The sequence below is a fragment of the Kribbella sp. NPDC049174 genome, assembly GCF_043197365.1.
Classification (GTDB): domain Bacteria; phylum Actinomycetota; class Actinomycetes; order Propionibacteriales; family Kribbellaceae; genus Kribbella.
In genome coordinates, this window is the sequence record NZ_JBICSZ010000014.1 from 39,954 (window position 1) to 56,037 (window position 16,084).

The 16,084-nt window shown below is 68.6% G+C and carries 14 protein-coding genes; 8 read left to right on the plus strand and 6 right to left on the minus strand.

Annotated elements, in window-relative coordinates; genetic code table 11:
• Positions 1-57: 57 nt before the first annotated feature.
• Positions 58-582, minus strand: coding sequence for a GNAT family N-acetyltransferase (locus ACGFIF_RS40750; protein ID WP_393162606.1), 525 nt, complete (start codon positions 580-582; stop codon positions 58-60).
• 119 nt (positions 583-701) lie between these two features.
• Here ACGFIF_RS40750 and ACGFIF_RS40755 point away from each other — a divergent pair, with 119 nt between their 5' ends.
• From ACGFIF_RS40755 to ACGFIF_RS40770, 4 genes are all read left to right on the plus strand, one after another.
• Positions 702-1,781 (plus strand): HupE/UreJ family protein, encoded by a 1,080-nt coding sequence (locus tag ACGFIF_RS40755; protein ID WP_393162608.1) that lies wholly within the window; start codon positions 702-704, stop codon positions 1,779-1,781.
• On the plus strand, positions 1,778-5,422 hold the full coding sequence (locus ACGFIF_RS40760) for a PQQ-binding-like beta-propeller repeat protein (RefSeq protein WP_393162610.1): 3,645 nt from the start codon (positions 1,778-1,780) through the stop codon (positions 5,420-5,422). Before ACGFIF_RS40755 ends, ACGFIF_RS40760 begins: the two co-directional genes overlap by 4 nt.
• A gap of 93 nt (positions 5,423-5,515) precedes the next feature.
• Complete coding sequence (locus ACGFIF_RS40765; RefSeq protein ID WP_393162612.1) at positions 5,516-6,283, plus strand: helix-turn-helix transcriptional regulator; 768 nt, start codon at positions 5,516-5,518, stop codon at positions 6,281-6,283.
• 69 nt (positions 6,284-6,352) lie between these two features.
• The gene (locus ACGFIF_RS40770) at positions 6,353-7,144 is read left to right on the plus strand and encodes an SDR family NAD(P)-dependent oxidoreductase (protein ID WP_393162614.1); all 792 of its coding nucleotides are present in this window, start codon (positions 6,353-6,355) and stop codon (positions 7,142-7,144) included.
• A gap of 138 nt (positions 7,145-7,282) precedes the next feature.
• Here ACGFIF_RS40770 and ACGFIF_RS40775 read toward each other — a convergent pair whose 3' ends face one another.
• The 3 genes from ACGFIF_RS40775 to ACGFIF_RS40785 are packed head-to-tail and all read right to left on the minus strand — an operon-like array spanning position 7,283 to position 9,009.
• Entirely contained in the window at positions 7,283-7,558 is a 276-nt protein-coding gene (locus ACGFIF_RS40775) for a hypothetical protein (RefSeq protein WP_393162616.1), read from the minus strand.
• A gap of 49 nt (positions 7,559-7,607) precedes the next feature.
• A complete protein-coding gene (locus ACGFIF_RS40780) occupies positions 7,608-8,405 on the minus strand; it encodes a CPBP family intramembrane glutamic endopeptidase (protein WP_393162618.1) in 798 nt (265 codons plus the stop codon).
• 31 nt (positions 8,406-8,436) lie between these two features.
• A complete protein-coding gene (locus tag ACGFIF_RS40785) occupies positions 8,437-9,009 on the minus strand; it encodes a TetR/AcrR family transcriptional regulator (protein WP_393162620.1) in 573 nt (190 codons plus the stop codon).
• 47 nt (positions 9,010-9,056) lie between these two features.
• Here ACGFIF_RS40785 and ACGFIF_RS40790 point away from each other — a divergent pair, with 47 nt between their 5' ends.
• Complete coding sequence (locus tag ACGFIF_RS40790; protein ID WP_393162622.1) at positions 9,057-11,474, plus strand: glycoside hydrolase family 3 protein; 2,418 nt, start codon at positions 9,057-9,059, stop codon at positions 11,472-11,474.
• Between the two features lie 46 nt (positions 11,475-11,520).
• Here ACGFIF_RS40790 and ACGFIF_RS40795 read toward each other — a convergent pair whose 3' ends face one another.
• A complete protein-coding gene (locus ACGFIF_RS40795) occupies positions 11,521-12,489 on the minus strand; it encodes an ArsR/SmtB family transcription factor (protein ID WP_393162624.1) in 969 nt (322 codons plus the stop codon).
• Positions 12,490-12,547: 58 nt separating this feature from the next.
• Between ACGFIF_RS40795 and ACGFIF_RS40800 the strand changes: the two genes are divergently transcribed.
• From ACGFIF_RS40800 to ACGFIF_RS40810, 3 genes are read left to right on the plus strand one after another with little or no spacing between them, the layout of a single operon-like run.
• Positions 12,548-13,786 (plus strand): MFS transporter, encoded by a 1,239-nt coding sequence (locus ACGFIF_RS40800; RefSeq protein ID WP_393162626.1) that lies wholly within the window; start codon positions 12,548-12,550, stop codon positions 13,784-13,786.
• Entirely contained in the window at positions 13,734-14,549 is an 816-nt protein-coding gene (locus ACGFIF_RS40805) for an ATP-binding cassette domain-containing protein (RefSeq protein ID WP_393162628.1), read from the plus strand. The genes ACGFIF_RS40800 and ACGFIF_RS40805 overlap by 53 nt, the downstream gene beginning before the upstream one ends.
• Positions 14,546-15,193, plus strand: a complete 648-nt coding sequence (locus tag ACGFIF_RS40810) for a hypothetical protein (protein WP_393162630.1) — start codon at positions 14,546-14,548, stop codon at positions 15,191-15,193. The genes ACGFIF_RS40805 and ACGFIF_RS40810 overlap by 4 nt, the downstream gene beginning before the upstream one ends.
• Here the strand turns inward: ACGFIF_RS40810 and ACGFIF_RS40815 are convergent, their stop codons facing one another.
• Positions 15,194-16,084 carry a carbohydrate ABC transporter permease gene (locus ACGFIF_RS40815; protein ID WP_393162632.1) on the minus strand — a complete coding sequence of 297 codons (891 nt, stop codon included), beginning with the start codon at positions 16,082-16,084 and terminating at the stop codon, positions 15,194-15,196. It abuts the gene before it with no gap.

Consider the following 16,084-nt stretch of genomic DNA (forward strand, 5'->3'; position numbering starts at 1 on the left):
CTACATCTCGTAGTGCCGGGCGCCTTCTGGTAGTGCCGACCGCCGCCCACGGTTGGATCAGTTCGGCGCGAGGAACACCACGATGTCGGTCTCCGGGCCGCGCACCGGCGGTTCCTGCCAGCCGACGCGGCGGTAGAACGCGATCGTGTCGTGTGCCTGATCCCAGGTCAGGAGCCACGCCCGCGGATACTCCTCGACAGCTGCGGCCAGCAAACGACGGCCGACCCCGGTCCCGCGCGCGCTCTTCAGAACGCCGAGCTCGTCGATCTCGAACGCGCCGACCAGCAACTCCTCCACCTGCTCCGCCCCGAGCCGCTGAAGCACCTTCCCGTACGCCCGGTCCGTCCGGAACGGCGCGGGCGTCGTCCACCCGGACACGAACCCCGCGATCGCCCCATCGGCCGACCGCTCCACCAGCGCCCGGAACCCGTCCCGCCGCGCATCACCCTCAAGGCGTACCCGGAAGGCAGCACGAGTCTCCTCCGGATCGCGATGCGACCACGGCGGCGCGGTGAACACCTCCACGTACGCCTCGGTCAGCTCGTCGGCGATCTCCAGCACCTCAGCCCCATAACTCCGCACCCACCGAACCTACCTGGTGCGACCGGTTCGCAGGTGCGATTTTCTGGCCGCATGACAGGGGGAAATCGTTTCCTGACTGGACACCCAATGATTGCCGGAGTCGCGTGGGATGGGGCCTCATGCGGCGCCTGCTTGCCTTCACCGGACTGGTCCTCCTCCTGTTCACTTTGGGAGCCACGACCGCGTCCGCCCACGTGATCGCGTCCACCGGCTACTCCACGGTTCGCCAGACGGGCAGCCAGGTGACGTATCAGCTCAGCCTCGAGTACGCCGTACTCGCGCGGGCTGTCGATCTCGGGGCGCCGGCCACGGACGACGGGCAGCGGGCGCAGGCCCTGGACGCGGCCAAGCCGAAGCTCGAGGAGTACCTTCACGACCGCGTCGTCGTCTCACTCGACGGCGCCGCCTGCGAGCCCGCGCTGGAGAGCACGTCCGTCGGCCAGCGCGCGGAGAAGCCGTATGCCGACCTGGGCCTGATCTACTCCTGCCCCGGCGACAGCGGCCGGTTCCAGCTCCGGTACGACGTCTTCGCCGAGGCCGAGGCGGTCGCGGACGACCACACCAACGTGGTCGAGTACAGCTTCGGCGACGACTCCGGACGGACAGCCTTCGACCGGTCGCGGCACGACTTCACTGTCGGCGACAACACGCTCGCCTCGTCCAGCCTGCAGTTCGGGAAGATGGGCGTCGAGCACATCCTCCTCGGGCTGGACCACGTCTTGTTCGTGGTCGCCCTGATGCTCGGCGCGACCACGTTCCGGAGCCTGCTGCAGGTCATCTCGATGTTCACCGTGGCGCACAGCGTCACCCTCGTCTCCACCCTGCTGGGCGGGATCTCGGTGCCGGCGGTGATCGTCGAGCCGCTGATCGCGCTGTCGATCGCCTTCGTCGCGGTCGAGAACCTGCTCGGCTCCACCCGCCACCGGCTGCCGGTGGTCTTCGGATTCGGTCTTCTGCACGGTCTCGGCTTCGCCGGGTCGCTGCGGATCACCGATCAGGTCAGCCCGGAACTCCTCGTCTCGCTACTGAGCTTCAACGTCGGTATCGAGGCAGGTCAGGCGATGTTGCTGGTCGCCGTCTTCCCGCTGGTCCTGTTGATCCGCCGCAGCCGCCTCGCGGTTCCGGCGGTCCGTACGGCGACCGGGGTCGTCGCCGCCTTCGGCCTCTTCTGGTTCGTAGAAAGGTTCTTCCTCACATGATCCGCCTGACCCGCTCGTCTCGCGATCAACAACCTGCCACCACCAGGTGGCACAGGATTCTGTACGGCGTCACCGCGGGCCTGACCGCGCTGGTGATCGGCGTCCCGCTCAGCGGGGTGATCGCCGATGCCGTCGACGGTCCGAGTGCCACCATCTCCGGCACGGTCTTCGAGGACCGTGACAACGACGACCGGATCGACGCCGGTGAGCCGGCGCTGGCCGGTGTCAGCGTGTCCGACGGACAGCAGATCGTCGTCACCGACATCCAGGGCCGCTACACCCTGAACACCGACGTCGAGCGCCGCGACGTCGACCTGGTCTTCGTCACCCAGCCGGCGGGGTACTCGGTGGGTACCGACGCCGCCATGACCGCGAAGTTCTACCGGAACCTCGGTCAGCTCGCCACCGGCGACACCAAGGAGGTCAACTTCGGCCTCCGCAAAGACAAGAAGTCCGCGGACGGCGGGTTCACCTTCGGCAACGTGGCCGACCCGCACGTCAACGCCCAGCTCGCCGAACAGATCACCGAGATCAACACGACCCGGCAGCACCTCGCGTTCATCCAGGTCAGCGGCGACCTGACGAACAACGCGACCGACGCCGAGTTCGAGTTCTACAAGGCCGGTACGGCGCACTCGAAGGTCCCGGTCTGGCCGGCCGTCGGCAACCACGAGTACTCGGCGGGGTCGACGTACAAGGACCGGATCAACAACTACCGCAAGCACGTCGGCCCGGAGTGGTACTCCTTCGACTACAGCGACCGGCACTTCCTGGTGCTGGAGAACAACGGCGCCGCGCCGTTCGCCGAGCAGCTCGAGTGGGTCAAAGCCGACCTGTCCCAGAACGTCAAGACGGGCAAGCACCTGGTCGTGCTGGCTCACCAGCCGATGAACGTGCCGTTCGGCTCGCCGTCGGTGTACGACGAGTACGGCAAGCTGCTCGAGCAGTACGGCGCCGAGCTGATGCTGGTCGGCCACGAGCACTCCAACGACGTGGAGCCGCGCAGTGACTTCGCCGGCACCGCGAAACACGTGCAGACCGTGTCGAGCTCGTACACGATCGACAACTCGCCACGCGGGTTCCGGTTCGTGAACATGGACAACAAGGCCTTCGACAACCCGTTCCGCCTGTACGGCGCGGAGAAGGACCTCACCATCGTCAGCCCGGCCCCCGGTACGTCGATCCCGCTCGACCGCTTCCCGGGCATCCAGGTGAACGCGTACGACACCAGCGACGCACCGAAGAAGGTCCGCTACCGCCTCGACAACGGCAGCTGGCTGCCGCTCCAGTCCACCGGTGAGTTCACCTGGTACGGCGTACTGCCCAACCGGGCCCGCATCGGCAAGCACACCCTCACCGTGGAAGCCGCCGACAAGAGCGGCGCCACCTGGAAGCGCACGTCGGCCTTCACCCTCACGAACGAGAAGGCGATCAAGCCGGTCGCGGGCGCCAACTGGTCCCAGCATCACGGCGACGCGAGCCACAGCGGCGTCTCCACCGACTTCATCGCAGCAGGTCAGCGACTCGCCTGGTCGTACCGCACGAAGGGCACCTTCCTGACCGGCTCCCCCGCGATCGTCGACGGCGTCGTGTACGCCGGGACGCGGGACGAGAACGGTGACGGCAACAGCGCCGTCCACGCGGTCTCACTGGCGACGGGCAAGAAGCTGTGGAGTTACGCCGTACCGTCGTCGGTGCACGGCAGTGTCGCGGTGTCCGACGGTCTGGTCTACGTTCCGACGTTGCGCGGCACGTTGTTCGCGGTGGACGCCAAGACCGGGCAGCTCAAGTGGCAGAACGACCCAGGGCCGGCGCCAGAGGGCAACAACCAGCGCACCTACGGGTACTACGGCGTGACGGTTGCTGACGGCAAGGTTCTGTACCCGTACCAGACACGCCACGGTGAGGCGAGCCGCGGTCTGCTCGTCGCACTTGACGCCAAGACGGGCACGCGGATCTGGGCGGCACCGATGAGCGGCGCGACCATGAGCGACGGCACTCCGGTCGTCTCCGACGGTCACGTGTACGTCGGCAACGAGACGGCCGACCGGGTGATCTCGTACAACCTCCAGACCGGTGCACAGGAATGGATCGGCGAGGCTGCCCTGGGCGGTTGGCAGGACGGCATCCCGTCGGCCGCGGACGGCCGCGTCTTCATCGGCTCGGGCAACGGCATCATCGCGCGCAACGGCACCACCGGCGCTACGCTGTGGAGCTACCGCAGCTCGTGGCCCTCCCTGGTCAACGGCAACGCCACTCCGGCGGCGGCCGCGATCAAGGGTGACGTGGTCTACATGGGCTTCCCGAGTGGTGAGGTCGCCGCACTCAACGCCGGCACCGGTGCGGTCATCTGGAAGCGGCTGCTGCCTGGCCAGCAGTACCGCGGTGGGTCGTTCACCTCACCGGCGCTGAGCGGCAACACGCTGTTCGTCGGCTCCAACGGCGGCAGCTTCTACACCCTCGACGCACGGACCGGTCAGCCGCTGTGGCAGCACGACCTGGGCACCTGGGTCTCGGCCGGGCCTGCGGTCAGCGGCAACACGGTCGTGGTCGGTGCGTTGGACGGCAACCTGTACGCCTTCACTCCCGGCGGCGTCGCGGCCAAGCCGTGGCCGGTCGTGTCCGGCAAGGTGACCAAGAAGGGCACCGGCGATCCGCTCGCCTCGACTGCTGTCTCGTTGGTCCAGAACGGTACGGCGATCGCCTCGACCTCGACCGACACGGCCGGCAACTACCGGCTCGGTCTGGAGAAGGGCGCCGGCTCGTACACCGTCCAGTCCGCGCAACTCGGCTATGCGACGGCCGCCCGCGACCTCACGGTCGGGTCGACCGGAGCGACCGGTATCGACCTCGAGATCTCCCCGGTCGCGGTCGACGCGAGTATCGGCAAGCGGCTGCCGAGCGGCCTGGTCGAGGGCGGGCCCGACGACGTGGTGATCGAGAACAAGAAACTGGCCCTCTCGGTCGCCAAGGTCTACAACGACCCCCAGCTGAACCAGTCGACCACGGGCAAGGTGCTGGACCTGGCCATCACCGGCCAGCCGGACCAGCTCGACTGGATCAACCTGCCGTACGTGAGTACCGCGGAACCGGTCGGCGGCAACTCGTGGCAGCAGTTGCAGACCCGGTCGAACGACGTACAGATCGTCGAGAACACCGGTGCGAAGGCAGTCGTCCGCGTCACCGGTACGTCGGCCGAGCACCCGGGACTGAAGATCGTCACGACCTACACCGCGACACCGGACGAGCAGTTCGTCACCGCGGCGACGACCTTCACGAACGACTCCGGCGCGGCGCTCTCGGTGTGGGCGGGTGACGCGATGGACCACGACGGCACCGGCTCACGCTCGGCCGTGTCCGGCTACCCGGTGATCACCAGTGGCGGCCCGTTCAGCCAGGTGCCGGACGCCAAGCGGTGGATCGGCCAGGCGGGTACCGGTCCGGACAACCAGACCTACGGCCTGGTGTACTCCACCGACAGTGGAGCCTTCACCGGCTACTCGCAGAGCAACTTCACCATGAGCAAGTTCAAGCTCGACCTGCCCGCGGGCGGCAACCACACCATCACCCGGCGCATCGTTGCAGCCGGCAATGGAGGTGCCGCCGACAAGTTCGCGGTCCTGAACCAGTTCGCCTTCTGAGCGGGTTCAACTTTTGACCGGGTTCATTTTCTGACCGGGTTGTCCGCGGGCCTGACGATCAGGCCCGCGGACACTCGTTTGTTAGCGTTGCGTGTGGCGAAGAACGAGCAGTTGCGGGAGTTTCTCCGCGCTCGGCGGGCTGCGATCTCGCCTGCAGACGTGGGGCTGCCGGACGTCGGCAGACGCCGTACACCGGGGCTGCGGCGGGAGGAGGTCGCGTCACTGGCCGGGGTCGGGGTGTCGTGGTACAGCTGGCTCGAGCAGGGGCGGGACATCAACGTGTCGGGCGAGGTGCTCGACGCGATCAGCGAGGCGCTGCGGCTGAGCGAGCCGGAGCGGACCCATCTGTATCTGCTGGCCGGTCTCAATCCGCCGGTCCGATCGGCCACGGTCGGCAGTGTCACCGAGGAACTCCGGCGTCTGGTCGACGCGTGGTCCCCGCGGCCGGCGATCCTGCGGGATCAGTACTGGAACCTGCTCGCGATCAACGACGCGACCCGGACGGTCTTCGGGTACGACGACACCGACCACAACTGCCTGATCTCGTTCTTCACCAACGCCCGGTACCGCGGGATGCACGTCCACTGGGCATCGGTCGCGCCGGCCGTCGTCGCGGCGTTCCGCGCGGATGCGGCCCGGGCTCCTGAGGACCCCGAGTTCCGGCGGGTGGTGGACGAACTCAGTGCGGCGAGTCCGGAGTTCGCCGAGATGTGGGCGCGCCAGGAGGTCGGCGTACCAGGGCAGGCGGTCAAGGCGGTGGACCATCCGGACGCCGGGGACCTGTTCTTCGACCTGACCACGCTGACGGTGACCGATCACCCCGACTGGTACCTGGAGCTCTACGTCCCACGGCCTGGCTAAGGTGGTGGTGCCGGACCCAGGTTCACTGCGCACTGGTTGCCCGGCACAACAACCGGCACGCTGGCCGGTATGACTCACCGTTTCGAAGACAGGATCGCGCTCGTCACCGGAGGCTCCAGCGGGATGGGCCTGGCCGCGGCTCGCCGGTTGCTGGCCGAGGGCGCCCACGTCGTCATCACCGGCCGCGACAAGACCCGCCTCGACGCCGCCGCCGAAGACCTCCGCGGCACGACGGCCCCGACGGACCGCCACGCCGCGAGCCCGGCCGAGCGAGTCGTCGCGGTTGCCGGTGATGCGGCGAGCCTGGCCGATCTCGACTCCCTCGTCACCACCGTCCGGGATCGGTTCGGGCGCCTCGACGTGGTCTTCGCCAACGCGGGTGTCGCCGCGTTCGAGCCGGCCGAGCAGACCAGCGAGGCCGAGTTCGACCGGGTCGTGGACATCAACTTCAAGGGCGTGTTCTTCACCGTCCAGAAGCTGGGCCCGCTCCTGACCGACGGCGCGGCGGTCGTCATCAACGCCTCGTGGACCATCCAGCGCGGCCTGGCCGGCGCGTCCGTCTACGCCGCGACCAAGGCGGCCGTTCACAACCTCACACACACCTTCGCCGCCGAGCTGGCACCCCGGCGGATCCGGGTCAACTCGGTCAGCCCCGGCTACATCGAGACCCCGATGTTCCACGACAACGTCACCCCCGAGGCGCACGCCGCCGTTGTCGCGGCGGTCCCCGCCGGTCGTATCGGCACCGCCGAAGACGTCGCCGCCGCCGTCGCCTTCCTCGCCTCCGACGAGGCGTCGTACATCAACGGCCAGGACCTGATCATCGACGGCGGCCTGGTCACCGCCGGCACCCCGGTCTGAGCAGCCCGATCTGAGCACCCCGATCTGAGCACCCCGGTCTGAGCAGCCCGGTCTGAGCACCTGTCCCCGGGCAGGCCGAACCGGCGGGTCCGGCCGCTCTCACTCGGTCGGACGCCGCCGGCGGCCCTCAAGTGGCGGTTACCCGGTCGTGACGGGCGATGGATCGGCCGCGATGGTCTCCAGTTCGGTGCGGAACTGCGGCAGCATCCAGCGCAGCGGCTGGTCCAGGACGCGGCCGATCGTCGCCTCGTCGACGTGCAGCAGGTCGCCGACGCGGGTCAGCGCGTCCGGCTCGTCGACCGCGGCGTACAGCAGATGGACCACCTCGTGCCGGTGCGCGAACACCGCCAGCGCCGCGGCCGCCAAACCCGGATCGATCTCCGGCGGACTCGTGATTTCCCCGTGAACAGTCACGACATCACAACCTGACAAAACACCGATCGGTTACGTGCAAGGTCGGTTTTCAGCCCGGCAGCCAGCCAACCTTCCCGATCAGGTACGTCGCCCCGACCAGCGCGCCGATGTCGATCAGCGTGTGGGCCACCACCAGCGGCATCACCCGGCCCCAGCGGCGGTAGAGGTAGCAGAAGACCACGCCCATGATCACGTTGCCGAAGAACCCACCGAGGCCCTGGTAGAGGTGGTACGACCCGCGCAGCAGCGCGCTGGCCGCCGTGGCGCGGCCGACCGACCACCCGAGCTGGTCCAGCCGCCGGTTCAGATAGGCCAGCACGATGACCTCCTCGAGGATCGCGTTCTGGGCCGCCACCAGGATCAGGACCGGGATCCGCCACCAGATGTCGGGCAGCCGGGCCGGGTCGACGGTCAGGTTCGCGCCGGTGGCGTAGGCGGCCAGGTAGAAGGCCAGGCCGGCCCCACCGATGGCGGCGGCAACCGCTGTCCCCCGCGCGAGGTCGCGGAGGCGGTCGCTCAGGTCGAATCCCAGGGTGCGCATCGTCTCGCCGCCGCGAGCCAGGAAGTGGGCGACCAGCGCGACCGGTACGAGCGCGGTCGCCACCGCGAAGAGCTGCCAGGTGAGGTCCAGCCACGGCCGGCCCGGCGCGCGCGATCCGACAATGACCGCCGTCTGCCCGCTGATCGGCTTGGCGGAGGTGAGCACCCCGGTGAACGAGATGATCGCCGACAGCCCGGACGCCCCGAGCGACAACGCCAGGACCAGCCAGACTTCCTTCGTCAGCACCCGCCGGTCGGCGACCTGAGCCGCCGCAGGTTCGGCCGCTTCGTCCGCGGAGCTCGTCATGCCCCAACTATCCCGCGCCCGCCAACCGGGGTCACACCGGTCGCAGCAACGCCAGCAGATGGTTCAGAACGTCGGCCGGTTCGGCGTCCGGCTGGAACTGTGACTGGATCTGCAGTCCATCGGACAGGGCGATCAGCAGGGTGGCGATCTTCTCCGGATCAGCCGCTGCGCTGATCGTTCCGTCGGACTGCCGGGCCCGGATTCCGTCGGCCAACCCTTCGCGCAGCCGCTGATACCGCTCGACGAAGTACTCGTGCGCACCGTGCTGCGGATCGCCGGCCTCGGCCGAGAAGGTCGAGTAGAGCTGAACCAGGCCCGGTACGTCGCTGTTGTGCCGGACGATCGCGACCAACTTGCCGACCACGTCCTCGCGATCACCGAGCCGCTCGACATCGGCCTCGTCCCGGGCCCGCAGGACCGCCTCGAGGAGCTTCTCCTTCGAGCCGAAGTAGTGCAGCAGGCCGGCCTCGCTCAGCCCGACCGCGCTGGCCAACTCACGCGTCGAGGTCTTGCGATACCCCTGCCGGGCGATCACCTCCAGCGCTTTGGTCAGGATCTCCTCGCGCTTGGCGACCCCCTTCGCGTACGGACCTCTGGTTGCCATATCTCAAAACCTAGCATCACTTGGTTTTCGCGCGTACAGTGACACGCATGAGCCCGACACCCGCTGATTTCGAGGGACTCCTCGGTCGCCTCACGCTCGAGGAGAAGGTCCGGATCCTCACCGGCCAGGACTTCTGGTCCACCCATCCGCTCCCCGGTGTCGGGCTGCGGTCGATGGTCCTGTCCGACGGTCCGAGCGGCGTCCGCGGCCCGGTCTGGGACGAGCGCGACCCGTCGCTCAACCTCCCGTCGGCGACCGCGCTCTCGTCGTCCTGGGATCTCGGCATCGCGCACCGGTACGGCGTGGTGTCGGCACTCGAGGCGCGTCGCAAGGGCGTCGACGTCGTCCTCGGCCCCACCATCAACCTGCACCGGTCGCCGCTCGGCGGCCGGCACTTCGAGGCGTTCAGCGAGGATCCGGTGCTGACCGCCGAGCTCGCCGCGGCCTACGTGGCCGGCGTCCAGGAGCTCGGTGTCGGCGCGACCCCGAAGCACTACATCGCCAACGACTTCGAGACCGATCGCTTCACCGCCGACGTCGTGGTGAGCGAGCGCGCGCTGCGCGAGGTGTATCTGCTCGCGTTCGAGAAGGCGGTCACCGAGTCCAGCGCCTGGCTGGTGATGAGCGCCTACAACTCCATCAACGGCGCCACCGCCTCGGAGAACGAGTTGCTCGAGACTCCGCTGAACAGCGAGTGGGGTTTCGACGGCGTCGTCGTCAGCGACTGGACCGCCGTACGCAGCCTGGAGAGTGCCAAGCACTCGCAGGACCTGGCGATGCCGGGACCGATCGGGGCGTGGGGGGACGCCCTGGTCGAGGCTGTCCGGTCCGGGGAGGTCAAGGAGGACGCGATCGACCGGAAGGTACTGCGTCTGCTCACTCTGGCCGCCCGGGTCGGCGCGCTCGAAGGATTCGAGAAGCCGGCCGAGGTGCCTGACCTCGACGGTGTCGCGTTCGCTCGTTCCGCGGCGGCCGAGGGCTCGGTCCTGGTACGCAACGAGGGCGAGCTGCCGTGGCAGGCCTCGACGCTGCAACGGGTCGCGGTGATCGGGCACAACGCGCGGGACGCCCGGACCCAGGGCGGCGGTAGCGCCACCGTCATCCCGACGTCCGTGGTCTCGCCGCTCGACGGACTTCGCGCGGCCCTTCCCGATGCGGACGTCAGCTACTCGCTCGGCGCGGTCGTCCAGGAGGGTGTCGCCGAGCTTCCGTTGACCACGATGACCAACCCGGCCACCGGTGAGCCGGGCGCCCGGGTGCGCTTCCTCGCCGCGGACGGCGCCGAGTTGTTCGCCGAGGACCGGTTCTCCAGCGCGCTGGTGTATCTCGGCGGGAACGCACCGATCAGCGACACCGCGGTCTTCGAGTTCCGGACGACGTACACGCCGGTCGAGTCCGGCTCGATCCAGCTCGGCTTCGCCTCGGTCGGCCGCGGCCGGATCTTTGCCGATGACAAGCTTCTGCGCGAGGACACCGCCGTACCGGTCGGCACGGACCTCGGCGCCGCGCTGCTGTCACCGCCGTCCATCTCGGCCCCGGTCGAGGTGACCGCCGGCCGGCCGATCGACGTCCGTGTGGAGCTCGAGGTGCCGAAACTCCACGGTGGTCTCAGCGAGGCGATGAGCGTCACCGTCGGCGTGGAACCGAAGGTGTCGGATCCGCAGGCGTTGATCGACGAGGCGGTCGCGGCGGCCCGTGCGGCGGAGGTCGCGGTCGTTGTCGTGGGCACCAATTCCAAGGTCGAGTCCGAGGGCTACGACCGCAGCACGCTCGCGCTCCCCGGTCGCCAGGACGACCTGGTCCAGGCCGTCGTGGCCGCGAACCCGCGCACGGTCGTGGTGGTCAACGCCGGCTCGCCCGTCCTGCTGCCGTGGCGTGACGACGTGGCCGCGGTCCTGCTCACCTACTTCGGCGGACAGGAGTACGGCAACGCGCTGGCCGACGTACTGCTCGGCGTCGTGGAGCCCGGGGGTCGGCTTCCGACGACGTGGCCGCGCGAGGAGGCCGACGTACCGGTCATCGACGTGACTCCGCACGACGGCGTGGTCCGCTACGACGAGGGCATCCACATCGGCTACCGCGCCTGGCTCCGCGCCGGCACCGAGCCCGCCTTCGAGTTCGGCCACGGCCTCGGCTACACCACCTGGTCTGTCTCCGACCTCCACGCCACCGCGACCACTGCCTCGGTGACCGTCCAGAACACCGGTGAGCGGTCCGGGAAGCACGTCATCCAGGTGTACGCCGAGCGCCCCGGGAGCACCGTGGACCGCCCGACCCGCTGGCTGGCCGGCTTCGGCGTCGTACGCCTGGATGCCGGTGAATCGCGCGACGTCACCATCCCCTTGCACCGGCGCACGTTCGAGCACTGGGACAACGGCTGGACCAGGGAGCCGGGCGAGTTCATCCTCCGCGCCGGGTCGTCTGTCGTCGAGCTACCGCTGTCCACGCGCGTGCAGGTCCACTAGACGGTTCGCGGCGGGTTGGCTGCCCACCCGCCGCGAACTCACCTACTCACGGACGTTGGCGGTTCGGCGCCGGGCGTCGTACGACGCGGCGGCCGGTGTCGGACTGCCAGTAGAGGACCGATCGGCCCGAGCGACGGCGATCGAGCAGGCCGGCATCCGTCAACACGCGGAGATGGTCCGACACGGTGGCCAGCGACAGACCGGTCGTGGCGACCAGGACGGTCGTGCTGACTGGGTCGGCCGCCTCGACCAGGATCCTTGCGCGGTTGCGGCCGAGCAGCTGGACCAGCGGCTCGGCCGGGGTCTCGGTGCCCGCGAAGATCCCGGTGACGGGATAGGTCAGCGCATACCGGTCCGGCTTGCGCCAGGACACGTTGACCTTGTTCGTGTGGGCCGCGATGAACATCAGGTCCCGGCCTCGGACATCCGTCGCCGGATAGTCCCACCGGTTCACCTGGATCCGCCCGTCGCCGAGCCAACGGACATCGGGACCGAGCCCTCGCAGTACGCCGGACCAACCCTGCTCGCTGAGCCGGGACGTCCGCGACACCACGTCGGCCTGGAGCAGCCGGAGGCGCCGGGGCCAGTCGGGCTCGACCGTTGCCGTCCACACCCAAATGAGCAGGTCAGCCGCCTGCTCGGCCAGCCCGGTCGACTCGAGCAGGACGTCCGGCAGCGGCGTCCGTACGACGCTGAGGTCCGCGCGGATCTGGTCGTCGTCCAGCGCGGTCAGCAACTGGAGTTCGTCGGACAACTCCTGGTTCGGCTCGAGCGGCGGAACGGTGAGGAAGTCGGCCACCCAGCTGCGGCCGAAGGCATTGTCGACAATCGACGCCCAGATCGGGTGCTTGCTCAGCTGATCCTGGAAAGCGGCGACATGGGCGTCCTTCCAGGCGCGGTACCAGGGCTCGGTCGGCGCCCGCAGGAGCTTCAGCGCGGACACCGTCTCGGTGAGCTGCGACGTACCGAACCGGGCGTTCGCCAGGGTGTCGGCGTCGACGAGGAATTCGGACAACGTTTCGCCTCCACCCGAAACTGTAGGTGGCCGCCGGGCCGGCGTCGATGCTCCTGGCATGAGCACCTACGGCCAGATCTTCGCGAACCGGGAGTTCCGCAGCCTGTGGATCGGCAGCGCACTCGGCAACGCGTCCTCGACCATGACGAGCCTGACGCTCGCGCTGATGGTCGACGCCGCGACCGGGTCGGCACTGCTGGCGGCGCTGGTGATGTTCGGGCCGTCGCTGGCCCAGGTGCTGGGCGCGTCGACGCTGATGTCGGCGGCGGACACCGCGCGACCGCGCCGGGTCCTGACGATGCTCGCCTGCCTCTCGACCGTGGCGGTCGGTGTTCAGGCCGCGCTGGATCTCAGCGCCGGGGTCCGGCTGCTGCTCGCGCTGCTGGTGGCTTACGGGTTGTCGATCGGGTCCGGCGTGCGGTGGGGGCTACTGAACGAGGTGGTCGACCAGGACCAGTTCGTGCTCGGCCGCTCGGCGATGAACCTGTCGGTCGGTGCCATGCAGATCGCCGGGTTCGGGACCGCGGGATTGTTGCTGCAGGCCCTCAGCCCGTCCGATGTGCTCTGGCTGGCGACGGGCTGCTCGGCGTTGGCCATCCCGATCATCCGGTTCGGACTGCGGGACCGGTCGCCGCGTCGCGTCGCCCGTACGAGCTTCGCGGAGACCTGGCGCGGCAACCACCGCCTGCTCGGCCAGGCCAACACGCGTCCGTTGCTGCTGGCACTGACTCTGCCGAACGGCCTGATCGTCGGTTGCGAAGCACTCTTCGTCCCGTTCGCCGGCTCGGGCGCCGGTTGGCTCCTTGCCGCGGGCGCCGCCGGGATGATGACCGGCGACCTGGTCGTCGGCCGCTTCCTCAGCCGCAAGGGTCGGCTCATCGCCGGGCGTTGGCTGCGGATCCTGCTGGCCTTGCCGTTCCTCGGCTTCGCCTTCGACCTGCACCTCGCCGTCCTGTCGGTCCTGGTGGCGATCGGCAGCAGTGGTTACGCGGCATCCCTGTCCCAGCAGGAGGTTCTCGTCGATCTGACTCCGACGGACCTTCGCGGCCAGGTCCTCGGCCTCGAGAGCGCGTTGCGGATGACGACGTTCGGCGTCGTCGCGATCCTGGCCGGCGCCTTCGCCGACCTGACCTCCCCCGCGCCGGCGATCACCGTCTTCGCGGCCGCTTCACTGCTCGTCTCCATCGCCCTCACCCGGCCGCTGTCCCGCGTGATGAGCTCCAGAGCCCGGATAGGCTCACCGCATGGAGGTAGTGCGACTGCGGAGGGTCTCGAAGAGGTACGGCCGTCGGCGTGAGGTGTTGGCGGACGTCGACCTGCAGGTAGCCGCTGGTGAACTGCTCGCCTTGGTCGGAGCGAACGGCTCGGGCAAGTCGACCGTACTGAAGCTCATGGTCGGGCTGTCGCGACCATCCTCAGGCACGGTACGACGGAATGCCCGGGTGGTCAGCTACGTGCCGGACGTCTTCACATCGCACGATCGGTTGTCGGCGTCCGCGTACCTCCGGCACATGGGACGGATCCGCGGGCTGAGCGCCCACGCGGCCCGGCAACGGTCCGACGAATTGCTGGACCGGCTTGCTCTCACAGGTGGTGCGGATACGCCGATGCGCAAGCTGTCGAAGGGCAACGCGCAGAAGGTGGCGCTGGCCCAGGCCTTGCTCGAACCACCACAGTTGCTGGTGCTCGACGAACCGTGGTCCGGCCTCGATGCGACCGCCCACGGGACCTTGAGCGAACTCCTCACCGAGAGCGCTGCATCGGGGGCAGCAGTCGCCTTCAGCGAGCACTCCGACCAAGTCGTCCGCTCAACGGCGACTCGAGTCTGCGAGCTTCGCGACGGCAGACTGGCGACGGCAGGCGGCACCTCCCTCACCGAGATCTCGCTGACCGCAGGACAAGAGCTCGACTGGGCGACACATCCAGACGTTCTAGAGGTACGACGGCACGCAGACGGCGTCACGTTGATGCTGCCGACCGGCCGCCACGACGCCGCACTGCTCACCGTCCTCAACCACGGCTGGTCAGTCACCACCGTCCGCCAGGTGAGGCCGGAATGACTGCCCTCTACCGCTACCTACTCACCAGCGTCCTGCTCTCCCAGCGCTACCTGCCGCCCGCGCTGATCTTCCTCGCCGCGATGGCGGTCGGCACCACCTCCGACAACGGCCCGCTCGAGTCCTCGTACGCCTTCTGTGTCTTCGCCATGCTCGTCTGCACCACCTGGCTGACCGTCAGCATCGTCAACCACGAGGACCCGACGCAGCGCAAGGTCACGCTCGTCATGATCGGCAACTCACTACGCGTCCTCGCCATCACAGTCGGCGTAGTCGTGACCTGGTGCGTTCCGCTCGTGGCAATCGGCCTGATCTACCCCATCGTCACCGGCAAGCACGTCGTGACGGCCGCTGCGCTCACGGTTGGCGCCGTCGCGCACCTGGCCGCCGCGATGATCGGCGTCTCCATCGGCCTGCTCTGCTCCCGCCTGGTCATCCCCCGCATCGGCATCGCCATGCTGACCGCAGCCGCGGCCATCCTCGCCGTACTCCTGATCCGGTGGATCTCGCCGATCAGAGCACTCATGACGCTGCTGTCCGACGACCGCACGTCCGCCGGACCGCTGAGTCTGCTGACCGCGGCGAGTGCGGCGATCCTGATCGCCGCACTCTTCACGACTCGTGCACTCGCGGACCGCAAGGAATGATCAGCGGCTGAAGCCTGCGGTGAGGCCGCTGAGGAGCTGGCGGCGGCCGATGGCGTAGAGCAGGACGATCGGCAGCGTGGTGAGCATGACCGAGGCCAGGACTGCCGGGATGTTGACGCTGTACTGACCTTGGAAGGTCCACAGGGCCAGCGGGAGGGTGCGCTTGTCCGGGCTCTGGGTCAGGATCAGCGGTAGCAGGAAGCCGTTCCAGACGCCCAGACCGTTGTAGATGCTGACCGTGACGAGGGCGGGCCGGGTCAGCGGCAGCGCGAGACCGCGCAGCATGTCCCACTCGCTCGCGCCGTCGACGCGCATCGACTCGAACAGTTCCTTCGGTACGTCGCGGATGAAGTTCGACAGCACCAGCACCGACAGCGGGATTGCGAACGCGATCGACGGCAGGATGATCGCCAGCAGGCTGTCGTACAGACGCATCCGGATGATCAGCAGGTAGACCGGGATGATGGTGGCCTGCAGCGGGATCGCCAGCCCCATCAGGAGCAACCCGTTGACCCCGGCAAGGAACCTGCCGCCGGCGCCGCGGACGATCGCGTACGCCGCCATGAACGAGATCGCGACCGCCGGGATGATGGTGCCGGCCGTGACGATCACACTGTTCAGGAAGTACCGCGGGAAGTCGGACTCGATCACGAGCTTGTAGTTCGCCAGCGTCGGCTCGGTCGGCAGCGCGAACGGGTTCTGGCTGAAGTACGCCGTCTGGTCCTTGAAGCTGGTGACCACGATCCAGTACAACGGGACCATCACGATCACCAGCCACAGCCAGGCCGCCGTACCGCCGAACCAGTTCAGCCGCAGCAGTTTGCTGAGGTTGAACCGTCCGCGAGAGGTACGGCTGCTCGCCGTACCGGCACCACTGGTCGCCACTGCCAT

Excerpts from the sequence above, each read along its gene's own strand:
- ACGFIF_RS40810 (WP_393162630.1), top strand. The coding sequence starts at position 14,546 with ATGACTGCCCTCTACCGCTACCTACTCACCAGCGTCCTGCTCTCCCAG.
- ACGFIF_RS40760 (WP_393162610.1), top strand. The coding sequence starts at position 1,778 with ATGATCCGCCTGACCCGCTCGTCTCGCGATCAACAACCTGCCACCACC.
- ACGFIF_RS40785 (WP_393162620.1), bottom strand. The coding sequence starts at position 9,009 with ATGGCAACCAGAGGTCCGTACGCGAAGGGGGTCGCCAAGCGCGAGGAG.
- ACGFIF_RS40780 (WP_393162618.1), bottom strand. The coding sequence starts at position 8,405 with ATGACGAGCTCCGCGGACGAAGCGGCCGAACCTGCGGCGGCTCAGGTC.
- ACGFIF_RS40770 (WP_393162614.1), top strand. The coding sequence starts at position 6,353 with ATGACTCACCGTTTCGAAGACAGGATCGCGCTCGTCACCGGAGGCTCC.
- ACGFIF_RS40800 (WP_393162626.1), top strand. The coding sequence starts at position 12,548 with ATGAGCACCTACGGCCAGATCTTCGCGAACCGGGAGTTCCGCAGCCTG.
- ACGFIF_RS40790 (WP_393162622.1), top strand. The coding sequence starts at position 9,057 with ATGAGCCCGACACCCGCTGATTTCGAGGGACTCCTCGGTCGCCTCACG.
- ACGFIF_RS40805 (WP_393162628.1), top strand. The coding sequence starts at position 13,734 with ATGGAGGTAGTGCGACTGCGGAGGGTCTCGAAGAGGTACGGCCGTCGG.
- ACGFIF_RS40755 (WP_393162608.1), top strand. The coding sequence starts at position 702 with ATGCGGCGCCTGCTTGCCTTCACCGGACTGGTCCTCCTCCTGTTCACT.
- ACGFIF_RS40815 (WP_393162632.1), bottom strand. The coding sequence starts at position 16,084 with ATGGCAGTGGCGACCAGTGGTGCCGGTACGGCGAGCAGCCGTACCTCT.